This is a genomic window from Chryseobacterium sp. 2VB, from assembly GCF_005503635.1.
Lineage (GTDB): Bacteria > Bacteroidota > Bacteroidia > Flavobacteriales > Weeksellaceae > Chryseobacterium > Chryseobacterium cupriresistens.
On sequence record NZ_SCNC01000006.1, the window covers coordinates 36,507 to 50,940 of the forward strand.

16 protein-coding genes are annotated in these 14,434 nt (G+C 37.1%); 9 read left to right on the forward strand and 7 right to left on the reverse strand.

What is annotated here, in order from left to right:
* The first annotated feature begins 15 nt into the window (after positions 1 to 15).
* From FFS26_RS07840 to FFS26_RS07880, 9 genes are all read left to right on the forward strand, one after another.
* Positions 16 to 273, forward strand: a complete 258-nt coding sequence (locus FFS26_RS07840) for a phosphopantetheine-binding protein (RefSeq protein WP_034692439.1) — start codon at positions 16 to 18, stop codon at positions 271 to 273.
* 84 nt (positions 274 to 357) lie between these two features.
* The gene (locus tag FFS26_RS07845) at positions 358 to 1,557 is read left to right on the forward strand and encodes a beta-ketoacyl-[acyl-carrier-protein] synthase family protein (RefSeq protein WP_137904755.1); all 1,200 of its coding nucleotides are present in this window, start codon (positions 358 to 360) and stop codon (positions 1,555 to 1,557) included.
* Positions 1,554 to 2,615, forward strand: a complete 1,062-nt coding sequence (locus tag FFS26_RS07850) for a beta-ketoacyl synthase N-terminal-like domain-containing protein (protein ID WP_110009846.1) — start codon at positions 1,554 to 1,556, stop codon at positions 2,613 to 2,615. The genes FFS26_RS07845 and FFS26_RS07850 overlap by 4 nt, the downstream gene beginning before the upstream one ends.
* Positions 2,616 to 2,803: 188 nt before the next feature.
* Positions 2,804 to 3,559 (forward strand): polysaccharide deacetylase family protein, encoded by a 756-nt coding sequence (locus tag FFS26_RS07855; RefSeq protein ID WP_137904756.1) that lies wholly within the window; start codon positions 2,804 to 2,806, stop codon positions 3,557 to 3,559.
* Entirely contained in the window at positions 3,552 to 4,178 is a 627-nt protein-coding gene (locus tag FFS26_RS07860; RefSeq protein WP_137904757.1) for a LolA family protein, read from the forward strand. The genes FFS26_RS07855 and FFS26_RS07860 overlap by 8 nt, the downstream gene beginning before the upstream one ends.
* Positions 4,144 to 4,779 carry a hypothetical protein gene (locus tag FFS26_RS07865; protein WP_137904758.1) on the forward strand — a complete coding sequence of 212 codons (636 nt, stop codon included), beginning with the start codon at positions 4,144 to 4,146 and terminating at the stop codon, positions 4,777 to 4,779. The genes FFS26_RS07860 and FFS26_RS07865 overlap by 35 nt, the downstream gene beginning before the upstream one ends.
* A 78-nt stretch (positions 4,780 to 4,857) precedes the next feature.
* Positions 4,858 to 5,238: a 3-hydroxyacyl-ACP dehydratase gene (locus FFS26_RS07870; RefSeq protein ID WP_082798844.1), complete on the forward strand. Its 381-nt coding sequence runs from the start codon at positions 4,858 to 4,860 to the stop codon at positions 5,236 to 5,238.
* The gene (locus FFS26_RS07875; RefSeq protein WP_137904759.1) at positions 5,235 to 5,711 is read left to right on the forward strand and encodes a hypothetical protein; all 477 of its coding nucleotides are present in this window, start codon (positions 5,235 to 5,237) and stop codon (positions 5,709 to 5,711) included. Before FFS26_RS07870 ends, FFS26_RS07875 begins: the two co-directional genes overlap by 4 nt.
* A 4-nt stretch (positions 5,712 to 5,715) precedes the next feature.
* Positions 5,716 to 6,888: a DUF2062 domain-containing protein gene (locus tag FFS26_RS07880; protein ID WP_137904760.1), complete on the forward strand. Its 1,173-nt coding sequence runs from the start codon at positions 5,716 to 5,718 to the stop codon at positions 6,886 to 6,888.
* 70 nt (positions 6,889 to 6,958) lie between these two features.
* On the opposite strand, the gene FFS26_RS07885 is transcribed toward FFS26_RS07880, so the two are convergent.
* The 7 genes from FFS26_RS07885 to FFS26_RS07915 all read right to left on the reverse strand — a co-directional run bounded on the left by FFS26_RS07885 (position 6,959) and on the right by FFS26_RS07915 (position 14,434).
* Positions 6,959 to 8,209: a DUF3887 domain-containing protein gene (locus tag FFS26_RS07885; RefSeq protein WP_137904761.1), complete on the reverse strand. Its 1,251-nt coding sequence runs from the start codon at positions 8,207 to 8,209 to the stop codon at positions 6,959 to 6,961.
* A 6-nt stretch (positions 8,210 to 8,215) separates the two neighbouring features.
* Positions 8,216 to 8,581, reverse strand: coding sequence for a hypothetical protein (locus FFS26_RS07890; protein WP_137904762.1), 366 nt, complete (start codon positions 8,579 to 8,581; stop codon positions 8,216 to 8,218).
* A complete protein-coding gene (locus tag FFS26_RS07895; protein ID WP_137904763.1) occupies positions 8,578 to 10,266 on the reverse strand; it encodes a C45 family autoproteolytic acyltransferase/hydolase in 1,689 nt (562 codons plus the stop codon). Before FFS26_RS07895 ends, FFS26_RS07890 begins: the two co-directional genes overlap by 4 nt.
* Position 10,267: 1 nt before the next feature.
* Positions 10,268 to 11,794: a phytoene desaturase family protein gene (locus FFS26_RS07900; RefSeq protein WP_110009855.1), complete on the reverse strand. Its 1,527-nt coding sequence runs from the start codon at positions 11,792 to 11,794 to the stop codon at positions 10,268 to 10,270.
* Positions 11,795 to 11,953: 159 nt separating this feature from the next.
* Positions 11,954 to 12,838 (reverse strand): lipid A biosynthesis acyltransferase, encoded by an 885-nt coding sequence (locus FFS26_RS07905; protein WP_110009856.1) that lies wholly within the window; start codon positions 12,836 to 12,838, stop codon positions 11,954 to 11,956.
* A 116-nt stretch (positions 12,839 to 12,954) separates the two neighbouring features.
* The gene (locus FFS26_RS07910; RefSeq protein WP_034692469.1) at positions 12,955 to 13,209 is read right to left on the reverse strand and encodes an acyl carrier protein; all 255 of its coding nucleotides are present in this window, start codon (positions 13,207 to 13,209) and stop codon (positions 12,955 to 12,957) included.
* A gap of 4 nt (positions 13,210 to 13,213) precedes the next feature.
* Positions 13,214 to 14,434 carry a beta-ketoacyl-[acyl-carrier-protein] synthase family protein gene (locus tag FFS26_RS07915; RefSeq protein ID WP_062675965.1) on the reverse strand — a complete coding sequence of 407 codons (1,221 nt, stop codon included), beginning with the start codon at positions 14,432 to 14,434 and terminating at the stop codon, positions 13,214 to 13,216.

Consider the following 14,434-nt stretch of genomic DNA (forward strand, 5'->3'; position numbering starts at 1 on the left):
ATTAAAATACTATTTATGGAAAACTTAAAAACAGAATTGAAACACAAAATTATCGAAGTTCTTAACCTTGAAGATGTATCTGTAGAAGAAATCAAAGATACTGACCCACTATTCGGAGGTGGATTAGGATTAGATTCTATCGACGCTTTGGAACTGATCGTTCTTCTTGATAAAGACTATGGAATAAAATTAGCAGATCCTAAAAAAGGAAAAGAGATTTTCCAATCTATCGATACGATGGCAAAATTCATCGAGGACAACAGAACAAAATAAATTAATATAACAATCTAACAGTGTAACAATGTAGCAATTATTGGTAAATTATCCGATTGATACATTGTTACATTATTGAATACCATGAGTCAAAAAATTGCCATAACGGGAATGGGTATCATTTCCTCCATCGGAAACAATGTGGAGGAAAATTTTATTTCATTGCAAACCGGAAAACATGGAATTTCAGATATCGAAATGTTTGAAACCCGTCATGCCGGATCCATTAAAACGGGTGAAATAAAATTATCCAATGAAGAGCTTGTACAGAAACTTCATCTTGATGAAGACAACAATGTCACAAGAACTTCCCTATTGGGAATGATCGCTGCGAAGGAAGCTGCAGAAAGTGCAGGAATTTCAGATATCAATGGTTACAGAACCGGGCTGATCTCTTCTACCAGTGTAGGAGGAATGGATATCACTGAAAAATACTTCTACTCTTACGAAGACTTCCCTGAAAAGCAAAAATATATTGACGCACACGATGCCGGAAATTCCTCATTGGCTATTGCCGGTTATCTGGGATTAAAAGGGATGGTTTCTACCATTAGTACAGCCTGCTCATCAGCAGCCAATGCTATTATGATGGGCGCAAAGCTAATCAAAAACGGAGTTTTAGACCGTGTTATTGTAGGAGGAACAGATTCTCTGTCAAAATTTACTTTGAACGGATTCAATACCCTGATGATTCTTACGGATTCCTACAACACTCCTTTTGACAACAACAGAAAAGGCCTGAACCTTGGGGAAGCTGCCGCTTTCTTAGTCCTTGAATCTGAAGAAATGGTCAAAAAAGAAAACAAAAAGGTTCTCGCTTATCTTTCCGGATACGGGAATGCCAATGATGCACACCATCAGACCGCTTCTTCAGAAAACGGACAGGGTGCATTTTTAGCGATGCAGCAAGCCCTGAAAATCTCCGGACTGGAAAAAGAAAATATAGATTATATCAACGTTCACGGAACGGCGACTCCCAATAACGATCTATCTGAGGGAATAGCCATGATCAGAATCTTCGGAGAAAATCGGGTCCCTGAATTCAGCTCCACAAAAGCATTTACAGGACATACTTTGGCAGCAGCAGCAGGAATTGAAGCCGTATTTTCAATTCTAGCCATGCAAAACAGTGTGATTTTCCCGAACCTGAATTTTAAAACAAAAATGGAAGAGTTCGACCTTACTCCTGTTACCGAATTGAAAGAGAAAAACATCAATCATGTGCTTTCCAACTCGTTTGGATTTGGAGGAAACTGTTCCACCTTAATTTTCTCAAAATCATGAGTGCAGTATACATCAACAGTACATCCTGTATCTCGGTTCAGGACACTTTAAACGACAATATTCTTCAGAACCTTACTGTTAAAAATTCTTCAAATATCATTAAAGCGATAGAACCCAATTACAAAGAGTTCATTCCACCTGCGATGATCAGGAGAATGTCTAAAACCGTAAAAATGAGTTCTGTAGCATCACATTATGCATTGAAGGAAGCTGGAATTGAAAAACCGGATGCTATCATCGTAGGAACAGGAATGGGCTGCTCTCAGGATTCTGAAAAGTTCCTGAAAAACGTGATTGATAATCATGAAGAGTTTCTTACGCCTACGTTTTTTATCCAGTCTACCCACAACACAGTAGCAGGGCAGATCGCTCTGGGATTACAGTGTCATGCTTACAACTTCACGTATGTAAATACTTCTTCTTCACTGGAGTTTTCATTACTGGATGCTCAGCTTCAGATCAATGACGGAGAAGCAGAAAATGTTCTGGTAGGTTCTACAGACGAACAGACAGACAGAACCATGGAACTTTACTGCTTAAATAATACGATCAAAAAAGAAGCAGATCTTCCTGCAGATTATTTACATTCCACTACTACTGGCGTAATCTGGGGCGAAGGGGCCAGCTTTTTTGTGATTGGAAAAGATAAGACCGAAAACTCTTATGCCAGGCTTAAGAATATCCATATCAGCAATACTGTTGAATTGAATGAAGTACAGAACTTTATACAAAATTTTTTAATTCAAAACAGTCTTTCAACTAGTGATATTGATGCGGTTATTTTAGGATTCAGCGGAGATGCACAATCAGATATGTATTATACAAAAGCAATGAATCTGTTTCCGGATTCAGCACAGCTGTATTATAAACATTTGAGTGGAGAATTCAATACAGCAAGTGGTTTTTCAACCTTTATGGCCTGTCATATCCTGAAGGAACAGCAGATCCCGGAAATTATGATGATCAATGCAGAAAAAAAGGAAAGTATAAAGAATATACTTCTTTACAACCATCTGGCGGGTGATGATCACAGCCTGGTGTTATTGGAAAAGGCATAATTGTTGAAATTGAAAATTATACAGTCTATTTGTCATTCAGAGCGAAACGCAGTGAAGCGTGGAATCTAAACAAATTAAGTTAAATTAATTGTATTTATCTAGACTCCTACGGAGTGACAATGGCATACAATAAATATTATGCCCATAAAACTCATAATGACCAGTTCAAAATTAAAAAGCAGTCAGCAATGAAACATTATCCCTTCATCCTGTTCTATCTTTTCTGTAATGTATTTATTTATGTATTTCACGGAAGTTTTTGGGTGTATCTGTTTTGTTTTTTTGCTTTTTCTGCAGTAGTTGTCTGGGGTTCTTTTGACATTGAGCTGGGATATTTTGTGAACAGTATTACCCATAAACGTACCAGAATAAAAGAAGTAGCTCTTACTTTTGATGACGGACCTACTGAATTTACCCCAAAGTTTTTAGACCTGCTTATAGAGCATCAGATAAAAGCAACTTTCTTCTGTATCGGAAAACAGATTGAAAAATACCCTGAGACGTTTCAAAGAATCATTGCAGAGGGACATACCATAGGAAATCATACGTTATCACATTCCAATTCCACAGGGTTTTTATCGACTTCAAAAATGATTACAGAGATTGAAAAGTGTGATAAGATCATGAAAAATGTAGGAAATATCAGCACCAGCCTCTATAGACCACCGTTCGGGGTGACGAATCCCAATATTGCGAAAGCAATTAAAAAAACGAATAAAGTAAGCATCGGTTGGAATGTCCGGTCATTGGACACCATCATTGATGACGAAAAGAAAATCTACAACAGAGTGACAAAAGGCCTGAAAAATGGGAGTATTATTCTTCTTCACGACACTTCGGAAAAGACCTTTCGCGTGCTGGCCAATTTATTAGTATTTTTGAAGGATAAAAAATATTCAACCTTTACTGTTGATACAGTGATAAATTTAAATAGAAATGATTAAAAATATTGCTTTCGGGGCATTCTTACTGGTTTCAGGATTCTTTTTTGCCCAAAACACGGCAATGTCCGGAGCTGAAGCCAAAGCATTCGTATCGAAAGTTTCTTCTGATACAAAAGGAATTAAAACGTTGCAGAGTGATTTTACCCAGACCAAAAAAATGGATTTTCTGGATAAAAGCATTGTTACCTATGGGAAAATGTCTTTGCAGACACCCAATATGCTGAGCTGGAAATATACAAAACCTTATCAGTACAGCATTGTTTTTAAAAGCAATAAAATCTTCATCAACGATCAGGGGAAAAAATCTTCTGTGGATGCGAAGAGCAAAACCTTTGAAAAAATCAATAAACTTATTGTTGGAAGTTCGAACGGAACCATGTTCAATGATCCTGAGTTCACCGTTACCTATTTTAAGAACGGAAATTACAATGTGGCGAAGTTTGTCCCAAAGACTTCTCAGTTGCTGAAATATATTAAACAGATTGAACTGTTTTTCCCTAAAAACCAGTCGACAGTTTCACAGGTCAATATGACGGAGGCTTCCGGAGATACTACGAATATTGTTTTCAAAAATACCAAGATCAATGCTTCAATTCCTGCGTCAGAGTTTACTTTATAGCCTGATTCTGATCCTGGCTGTTTCCTGTAAAACCTATAAGTTAACAGAAGCAAAACCTGCCTCATCTTCTGAAAAGATGGTGGAAAACTTATATTTCTCTTCCGGTGAAGATTATGTTTACAAATGCCAGATGGATATTTATAAAAACCATGTAAGCGGTATTCTGATCATCAAAAGACTGAATGAAACAACACATCGTGTTGCCTTAACTTCTGATTTCGGGAATAAACTGATAGATTTTGAAGTCTCTGATCATGATTTCAAGCTGAATTATGTACTTCCTGACCTGGATAAAAAAATAGTCATCAATTTCCTGAAAAACGACTTTCAACAGCTTCTGAAAAGAAAATATCCGGTCAGTGAAAGCTTTGAAAATGAAAATGCTAAAATCTATCTTTCAAAAATCGAAAATAAAAGCTATTATCTGTTTTTCAACAAAGAAAGTAATTTGCTGAGGCAGATTATCTATACGAAAAACAACAAGGAGAAAATCGATTTTACTTTTGATGCAAAAAGACCTATCTTCGCGGACAGCTTAAACCTGCAGCACAAGGACTTTAAGATCAACATAAAACTATTTCAAATAACCGAAACAGAGTAATTTCTGCCCTCAAATCTATGGATATATCTATTTTTTGGAAAGAAATTGATTATACTTTAATCTTAAAAAAATAAGATCATGCAAACGATTCTTACAGACTTTTATACTTTAACATCATACGATAAAGCAGAAGACGGAAAGTTTACTGCTCATATTCACCTGAATAAAGACCACGATATTTTTAAAGGTCATTTCCCTGGAAATCCGGTAACTCCCGGTGTTTGTATGATGCAAATTATTAAGGAACTGACTGAGGAATTTACAGGTTCAAAGTTATTTCTGAAAACAGCTTCCAATGTAAAGTTCATGGCAATTATCAATCCTTTTGAAACCCCTGATCTGGTACTTCAGCTGGATATTGCTGAAAATGAAGAAGATGTTAAAGTAAAAAACACAACTTCTTTTGGCGAGACTATTGCATTGAAATTGTCTGTAAGCTATAAAAAAATATCATCATGAAACTAATCTTATCATTCATAACAGCATTTGTTTTTTTCTTTCAATCTGACCTTGAAACGCTGAGAAACAGCTATGCTAAGGCGAACGAATCCACTACCAATACTGCGAGCTTTATTGAAACCGCTGAAAAACAATCCGGTTCTGACGCTGTAACTGTCGGATATAAAGCGGCAGCAAAGATTATGGAGGCAAAAATTGCCAAAAGCAACAGAAAAGCTCTGGTAAAGACAGGCGCTACAAGTCTTGAAGGCATTATTAAAAGTAATCCTAACAATGCAGAACTTCGTCTGATCAGAATGAGTGTTCAGGAAAATATTCCGAAGATCGTAGGATACCGCGGGAGCCTGAAGGATGATAAAGCTTTCCTGCTGAATAATTACAGCAAACAGAATACAGCTCTGAAGAGCTATATCAAAAGGTTTGCAATGCAATCTAAAACCATGACAGAGGCGGAAAGAGCCACTTTAAAATAAAAAAATGTTGCTTGCTGAAGTACAAAATGCTATTTCTGAAAAGAAGATATGCATTTTAATCCCTACCTACAATAATGAAAAAACTCTGAAAAGGGTTATTGACGGTGTTCTCAACTACACCGGAAGTATTATTGTGGTTGATGATGGTTCTACAGATTCCACGCCTCAGATTCTTGCTCAATATCCTCAGATCACTGTAATTTCCTTACCGGAGAATAAAGGGAAAGGAAACGGCCTAAAAACAGGTTTCAGAGCAGCAAAGAAATCAGGATATGATTACGCCATCACCATTGATTCGGATGGGCAGCATTATCCGGATGATATTCCGGTATTTGTAGAAGCTCTTCTTCAGGAAAAAGAAGATGTCCTTCTGATCGGAAACAGAAATATGTCTCAGGATGGCATTCCTAAGAAAAGCAGTTTCGGAAACCGCTTTTCCAATTTCTGGTTTTGGTTTGAAACCGGTATTAAGCTGGAAGATACACAGTCCGGCTACAGACTTTATCCTTTGCATAAAATTCCAAAGAAATATTTTACCCCTAAGTTTGAATTTGAAATTGAAATCATTGTAAGAACCGCCTGGCGACATGTTCCGGTAAAAAATGTTCCGATCAAAGTTTTGTATGATCTGGCAGAGCGGGTTTCCCATTTCAGACCTTTCAAAGATTTTACAAGAATCAGTATTCTGAATACAATTCTGGTAACGATTACTCTACTTTATATTATTCCGAGAAATTTCGTGAATAATTTCAAAAAAAAAAGCTTTAAAAGATTCATCCAGGAAGATGTCTTAGAAAGTGACGGAAGTAACCGAACAAAAGCATTTTCCATAGCACTGGGCGTTTTTATAGGACTTTCTCCTTTCTGGGGATTTCAGACACTTCTGGTGATCAGTTTATCTGTACTTTTTAAACTTAATAAAGTCCTTGCATTTGTAGCTTCCAATGTGAGTCTTCCTCCTTTTATTCCTTTTATTATTGCAGCTTCTCTGTTTCTGGGAGCTCCCTTTGTAAGTGGAAACAGCGATATTCTAAGTCAGGATTTAAACTTCGAACTGATCAAGAACAATCTTCTGCAATATGTGATTGGCAGCTTCATCTTAAGCATAACACTTTCGGCCATTGCAGGAGTGACCTCTTTTCTGTTTCTGAATAAGGTAAGCCCGGAAAACAGTTAAAAAAGCCCGGAACAAAGTTCCAGGCCTATCACAATGAATTATTATTTTCTATTTTACACGGAATACATTATTACAGAATAAACTGAACCAAATCTTTTAAAAACTGTTCATCCACTTTTCCTTTAGTTTCATAATCTTTTGGAGATGGCTTGCCGGAGCCTGTAATGAATAAGTGGCTTAATGCCGGATAAAATTTAAAAACAGCCGTTGTATCATTTTTCAATGTTGCTTTCCAAAGATTAAAATCTTTTTCAGTCACCTGATAATCTCTTCCTCCCTGTGCGAAAAACATCGGAGCTTTGATTTTTTTAACTTCGTTAAGCTGATTGTAATCCTTCAAATACTTCCAATATGCGGCAGACTGGCCCAAAGGAAGCTCTGATGAAGGAGAATGTAAGTTAAATTTGGATGAGTATAAAAAAGTAACCTGCTTTTTAATTTCCTGAACAGCTTCGGCTGGAACTTTAGCCGGATCCATCGTATGAAGATATTCATATTGCTCAACAAGAAGGTCTTGCAGCGGTCTTGCATTCCCGGCCATAAAAATATATTTTGAAACCTGTGCCTTTTTTGCAATTTTTGGTGTCATATACGCTCCCTGGCTATGCCCAAGAATGATAATCTGGTATCCTTTGTAATCAGCATTATTTTTAAAATAAAGAGCTGCGTTTACAGCATCATTGATGGTCTCTTCTTCTACAGTAGACTTTTCCGTGAATGCTTCAGGGTGGGAATAGGTTCTTTTATCATATCGATAGGAAGCAATTCCGTTGTTTAAAAGATATTCTGCAATGTCTTTAAACGGCTTGTTTTCTCCAATGGTTTCATCTCTGTCATGAGGTCCGGAGCCGTGAACGAAAATAACCAATCTCTTTTTATTGTTGGAAGGCGGAATTAATAATGTTCCGTTCAGCTCAATAGCATCACTTTTTATTTTCAGTGTGGTTTTCTCATCTCTTTTTTCAAATGTTTTGTGAGGAACCAGGAAGAAACCCAGCAATTTATTATTCTCACTGAAAGTAAGCTGAATATCCAGTTTTTCCTTTTCAAATTCAGAATAGTAATAATAGGTGTTTCCTTCGTTATTTACTTCAAGGATATTTTTCAATCCTCCAACCTGGCTCTGAAGCTGGTCCGGGATAGCTTTAAGCTGATCCACCGGAATTTGTCCTGCTACGGAAGGATCAAAATAAGAATGTGCTTTTTCTATATTTTTATCAACCAGCAGAGCTTTAATGAAAATATTTCCGATCTCTTTTCTATCCTGAGAAAAAGCTGGCAGAAAATACACGATAAAGAATAAGGTTAAAAGTTTTTTCATAATTAATTATTTAAAAACCACATCTGAAAATGAAAGTGGCGTCATCATGATGGTAACAAATATCGCAATTATTACCAAAGCCAGTTGTGTGATACGATACGTTTTTTCTTTTTCCTCTTCCTTCATTTCAAAGGTAAATTTTATTCTATCAGGTCTTCTGATAATCAACCAGATAAACACAAGAACAGCCAGATTCATCAATACGGGAAACACAAGAAATAGTTTACTCCCATAGCTGTCTTTCATACTTCCGTAACCGTGAATAATGATGGTTTCAGGTATTGAGCTGTACACACTGCACAAATACACAGAATAACAGATAATAATAACAAAAGGAATACAGAACAGCAGTCTTATATATTTGGGGATCATTTCAGTTTCTTTAAAGTTTTCTTCAGGTATTTTTCTACATTCTTTCTATCCGGAACCGTCGTAATTTCTTTAGTCAACGCTTTTTCAAACTCCATTTTTGCCTTTGAATATTCTTTTTTGCTAAAATAGTATTTTCCGGATTGATAATAGATCAGCCAGAAATCCGGATTCATAGCCTGGCAGGAATGAATAATATCATCTGTCAGCAGTGTATTTTTATCGTCTGCAGCCTCACTGATTTCTTTCCCGTATATTTTAGACAGTTCATAGTTTTGAAATGCTTCAGAATCTGCAAATGGATCTCGTGGAATATTTAAACCTGATTTTGAAAGGTCATCAGGCTGCAATCCTTTGTCTGAAAAGATTTTGTTCAGATCATAGCAAACAAATTCTCCCAGCTGATAAGGATTGGAAGAAACCCAGACCAGTTTTTTCTGTGGCGAAAATATAACAGCATGGTGTGCCAGTAGCTGATTGAGTGCTTTTTCATTACCGTAACCGATGCTTTCATCTTTTAAACCGGATCTGTTCCTTAAAATGGAAGCCATCTTTTCCGGTGTTATTTTCTTTTCTTCCTGCAAAAGCTCCTGAAGCCTTTCATAACGGTATTCAGAATGGCTTTCCTCAATATGTTTCTGATTTCTTTTGTCATCTTTATAAGCTTCCGACTGAAAATGATTGGTACAAAGAACTCTGCTGGTATTCTGCACGCTGTATACACCGAAATTCTTAGGCGAAACTTCAATGATTACCGCATTTTTGTCTGCAGCGCTTCCCACCAGAATAGATTCAGAAACAAATACTTTTCTTTTTTTAGCAATCGCAATGGCTTCTTCTATATTTTTAGCATACTGCAGAATTTCTCTTGTTACAAGGGAAATCGGGGTTTTGGCTGTTAAAGGAATTTTTGATTTCCCAGCATTAATGGTTACTGTAATTCCTTCCTTATTCATTCCTGAAACCACACCAATCATTCCCGGCCAGCTTACCGACATGTAAGGAATTCCTTCATCGGGTTGCACAAATTCTACCAGCTTGTTTTTTGAAAAATCATCGCCTACATAAAAATCAAAATTTCTTCCGATCAGCAAATCCCCATCTTCGGTGTTTTCGTTCCATACAGCAAGAGAAGTACAGCCCACCATGGCCAGATCCTGCATCGCATGTCCTATATCATGAGCTCCATGCAGATAAAGGCTTCTTAAATATTTGGGAGCAATAAAATCATACTGATCCGAGGAATATTGTGACAAACCATATAATTCTGCCTGATAATCTTCTCTTACATTGAGGTACATTTTTCTGTTATACCATTTTAAAAAGCCTCTTAATATCCTTTGTCTGAATTTTGAAGGGACAAAACTTTCCACTTTTGAAAAGAAAATGCTTTCCTGCTTCTGCATTAAGCTTTGTGTCAATGCTCCATTATTATATCCTAATTGTAAAGGATTTCCCTTGATATAAAGTTCCCAGAGCTGCTGTTTATTTTTGGTAAGATAATTCTGATTATAGCTGAAAGTGCTGTCGTTGATTCTGGTAATTTGGGGAACTTCCAGAGCATATTGTTTTACCTCGGGAATATGCCGGATAGATTTTGATATTCCGCAGGATATGAGGAAAAAACAAAGAGTGAGATAAAGAAAGGTTCTTTGAACGGAAGTATAAATGGTTTTAGTTTTTTTCACTTTAGTTTTTATTAATCATTTGTGTCAACCGCATGTCTATCGTTTCTTTTCCAATAATCTCGGCACAGGTATTAAAGGCTCCGATCGTAACACCTAAGATGCCATGCATATTCACGGATTGTCCCGTCAGAAAAAGATTGTCAATTTTCGTACGTGGGGAAACCATTGTTTTAAGAGGGTTCTCTGAACTTTTCATATATCCGTACATATTTCCTTCAAAATTACCAATATAGTCCCTGTAAGACAAGGGAGAAGAAGTATAGAGTGTTTTAACAGCATGTCTTATATTGGGAATTTTCTTTTCCAGGGCATCAAGCATTTTTTCAGTCTTTTCAAGCTTAAACCTTTCATAAGCTTCTCCTCTTTCATGCTCATCCGCAACTGTATTGAATGTATTTTCCCATTCTTTAACCTCATCAAAATCCATATAAGAAATCGCGGTGAGGCTTTCTGCAAACTCAGGGTGATGTTTTGAAGGCGTAGATGAAAGCATATAGGTTTCCGGCCACGATTCTTTTTGGTATTGGGATGCATTCCAGACCTGATCTTCCGATGAATAGTGGTATCTGTTGTAATTGAAATTCGGAAGACTGTGAGGTTTTAAAACCAGATAAATACTGAAACACGAAGAAACAGGCTTCCAGCTTAAAACCCTGTTCAGAAAGGATTTTTTCAGTCTTTCCTCGCCTATCAGTTTGATGGTGGAGCGTATTTCTATATTTGATATAAATTGTTTTGCCTCGTATTCTTTTCCTGCTTTCGTCTTTACAGAGGTCAGTGTATTATTTTCATTAAAAACAAATTCTGAAACTTCCGAGTGCTTGTGTACTTCGGCTCCATATTCCCGGAGTTTTCTGATTAAAAGTTTAGAAATCTGACTTCCTCCTTTCACACATTTGTAAGCACTTTGAATGTAAGAATTTACCGTCAGAGCATGTACATAAAAGGGAACATTCTCCGAGTCTCCGGCATATAAAAAGTTGGAACCCAGTAAAACTGACTGCAATTTTTTATTCTGGGTAACAGACTCAATGAATCTTTTAGTATTGAGGTGCAGGATTTCTTCGTTGTAACTGTCCTTTCCTACTACATGATATCTTGGAAACTGGCTGCATACATATTGAATTTCTTCACAGTAGTTTTCAAGGTTTTCTTTTTCTTCGGGGAAATATTTTGAAAGCTGTTCAACAAAATTCTGGTAGCCCTGTGCATGAGGATACTCTATTTCATCATCACCGAAACTGATTCTGTCATAGCCATCTTCATCCATCAGCTGAAGTTCAAGGTCATCCATGATTTCCAGATAGGAAAAAAACTGATTCAGGTTTTGCCCTTTGGATAAACCTCCCAGATAGTGGACTCCTGTATCGAAAATAAGCTTATTCCTTGAAAAAGTCTGAAGATTTCCGCCATATTGGTTATTTTTCTCGAGAACACATACTTTCAGACCTTCTTTCGCCAAAATAAGAGCCGAAACAAGACCTCCCAATCCACTGCCGATTACAAGTATGTCGTATGCTTTCTTCAAAAGAGAATGTGCTTTTAATAATTAAGAAACAGGGAATTTAAGATATTTAAAGTTTACTTTGGTAAAGTAAGCATAGAAATTTTATGGGTTCTCTTAAATCTCGGTAAATCTTAATGGTTTTTTAGTTTTTATTCGTTTTTCGGGATAAAAATAGAAAAATTAATCAACATCATCCCAAAAATCAAAATAATTAAACCATTGAAGCGGGTATTTTTTCACCATGGTTTCAAGATTCTGAACATAAGACTGTAAAAGTCCCTGTGAATCACGGTTTTTGATATTCTGTGCCACTCTTGCGTACAGATGGTAATGAAGATTATTCTCCTTCATCACATAGACATATACTACGGGAACGCCTAACCTTGAGGCGATCAAAAACGGGCCGGCCGGAAATTTTGCACTTTTACCCAGCAGTTCTGTTTCCAGATATTTGGAACCTTCAAAATAACGGTCTCCGGTAAAGCAGATGAGTTCATTATTAGACAAAGCCTGATTGATCTCAAAGATATGAGACATGTCCTCCTTCACGTAAATAAACTTGATATTACTCTTTTTTACCGCAACACTTTCCAGATATTCCTTGATCACGGTCACTTCCTGATCTGTTGTAACCAGATTGATCTGGCAGTCGAAGTCGATATCTGCAAAAAAGTGTTCCGCACTTTCAAAATTACCAATATGGGCACTGATGAGTACACCTCCTTTTTTAGCAGCTAAAAGATTTCTGAGGTTTTCAATACCATCAAATTCATAGGTATATTTTTCTCTGAGTCCGGCAGAAATCGCAGTTTTATCAATCAGAACTTTTCCGAAGGTAAAATAGCTTTTAAAGACAGAGATCTTGGACTTCCAGTATCCGTAGTTCAGTCTTTTCTGAAAATAATAGCGGATATACTGATTGCTCTTTTTCTGAAATAATGAATAATAAGCGGCTACAAAATACAGCACCCCGTATGAACTTCTGATCCCGATATTTCTAATACACCAGACAAATATTCTGTATCCGAGTACTGTCCCTTTAGATTTACCTTTCCACTTGTTCATAAATACAATTTATCAATATAACAGTATACCAATGTAACAATCGCCTTACACATCACCGGGATGCTGTTATGATCATTACATTGGTACATTTTATAGAATAAAGATTGACTCAATAACTACGCGTTTTTTTCAGCAATCTTATGTTCAATCGTTGTATAGAAATCATCAAATGTCACCATTTTTTTGAAATCTGCTTCTCCTAATTTCACGCCAAAATTGGATTCGATCACGACTACCATGTCGATATAATCTAAGCTGTCTAAGCCCAGTGTATTTTTAAGGTTGGCATCGTTACTGATTTCGTCTCCGTCTACCTCGAATTCGTTTACCAGAAAATCATTAACAATAGCAACAATTTTTTCCCTTTCCATGTTTTTAATCAAATTTTTTAACTATTAGTGCAGAATTGGTTCCCCCAAACCCAAAAGAATTCGACAAAAATACATCAATTTTTTGATTTTTTGTTTTTGCAACTAAATTTATCTTTTGTGCTTCATTATCAGGGTTTTCCAGATTGATATTGGGAGCAACAAAATCGTTCTGCATCATCAGAATGGAGTAGATCACTTCACTTGCACCTGCCATCCAGCACTCGTGTCCGGTCATGGATTTGGTAGAACTTACCGGAACTTCACTGCCGAAAATCTCATAGATGGCTTTCGCTTCGTTGGCATCACCAATTGGAGTAGAAGTTGCGTGAGCATTGATATAATCGATGTCTGAAGCTTTTAATCCTGACTGTTTTAAGGCTCTGTCCATTGCCAAAGCCGGTCCGTCTACATTAGGAGTTGAAATATGACCTCCGTTGGAAGAAAAACCATACCCGATAATCTCTGCAATAATCGGAGCGCCTCTTCTTTGGGCAGATTCCAAGCTTTCAACAATCAGACTGGCAGCTCCGCCGCTTGGAATCAATCCGTCTCTTTCTGCATCGAAAGGTCTGGATGCTTTTGCAGGCTCATCTTCTCTGGCTGAGAACACTCCCAATCCGTCAAAGCTCGCCATGGAATATTTGTTGGTTTCCTGAGCTCCGCCGCAGATAATCATATCCTGGAAACCATTTTTAATCATCATATAAGCCAGCCCTAAAGAATGAGAACCGCTTGCGCATGCTGCACTGATGGTAAGATTGATTCCTTTCAGTTTAAAAATCGTAGAAAGGTTCATCGTTACCGTTGAGTTCATTGATTTGAAGATCGCTCCCGATCCCATTAATGTTGTATCTTTCTTTTCCCTTGCAATATCGATAGATTCTACGACTGCCTGGGAAACACTGTCATTTCCGTATAAGATCCCCACTTCATGAGCATCTAAGAATTCTTCATCCAGATTCGCCTGTTTTAAAGCATCCAGGGTAGCAAGATAAGCATATTCGCTTTCTTCTCCCATACTGACACGCTGGCGTCTGTTTAAAAGATTTTTAAGATCAGGCTTCGGAACCACTCCTGTAAGGCCAGACCTGAAACCAAATTCTTTTCTGTCCTGATCTAAAACAATACCGGATTTTCCTTGATATAGGGATTCCCTGACCTCTTCTAAAGACGTCCCGATGCAGGAATAAATTCCCATTCCGGTAATTACAACCCTATTTTCCAT

Excerpts from the sequence above, each read along its gene's own strand:
- FFS26_RS07865 (WP_137904758.1), top strand. The coding sequence starts at position 4,144 with ATGCTTCAATTCCTGCGTCAGAGTTTACTTTATAGCCTGATTCTGATC.
- FFS26_RS07855 (WP_137904756.1), top strand. The coding sequence starts at position 2,804 with ATGAAACATTATCCCTTCATCCTGTTCTATCTTTTCTGTAATGTATTT.
- FFS26_RS07875 (WP_137904759.1), top strand. The coding sequence starts at position 5,235 with ATGAAACTAATCTTATCATTCATAACAGCATTTGTTTTTTTCTTTCAA.
- FFS26_RS07860 (WP_137904757.1), top strand. The coding sequence starts at position 3,552 with ATGATTAAAAATATTGCTTTCGGGGCATTCTTACTGGTTTCAGGATTC.
- FFS26_RS07840 (WP_034692439.1), top strand. The coding sequence starts at position 16 with ATGGAAAACTTAAAAACAGAATTGAAACACAAAATTATCGAAGTTCTT.
- FFS26_RS07870 (WP_082798844.1), top strand. The coding sequence starts at position 4,858 with ATGCAAACGATTCTTACAGACTTTTATACTTTAACATCATACGATAAA.
- FFS26_RS07845 (WP_137904755.1), top strand. The coding sequence starts at position 358 with ATGAGTCAAAAAATTGCCATAACGGGAATGGGTATCATTTCCTCCATC.
- FFS26_RS07910 (WP_034692469.1), bottom strand. The coding sequence starts at position 13,209 with ATGGAAAGGGAAAAAATTGTTGCTATTGTTAATGATTTTCTGGTAAAC.
- FFS26_RS07915 (WP_062675965.1), bottom strand. The coding sequence starts at position 14,434 with ATGGAAAATAGGGTTGTAATTACCGGAATGGGAATTTATTCCTGCATC.
- FFS26_RS07850 (WP_110009846.1), top strand. The coding sequence starts at position 1,554 with ATGAGTGCAGTATACATCAACAGTACATCCTGTATCTCGGTTCAGGAC.
- FFS26_RS07905 (WP_110009856.1), bottom strand. The coding sequence starts at position 12,838 with ATGAACAAGTGGAAAGGTAAATCTAAAGGGACAGTACTCGGATACAGA.
- FFS26_RS07885 (WP_137904761.1), bottom strand. The coding sequence starts at position 8,209 with ATGAAAAAACTTTTAACCTTATTCTTTATCGTGTATTTTCTGCCAGCT.
- FFS26_RS07890 (WP_137904762.1), bottom strand. The coding sequence starts at position 8,581 with ATGATCCCCAAATATATAAGACTGCTGTTCTGTATTCCTTTTGTTATT.
- FFS26_RS07880 (WP_137904760.1), top strand. The coding sequence starts at position 5,716 with ATGTTGCTTGCTGAAGTACAAAATGCTATTTCTGAAAAGAAGATATGC.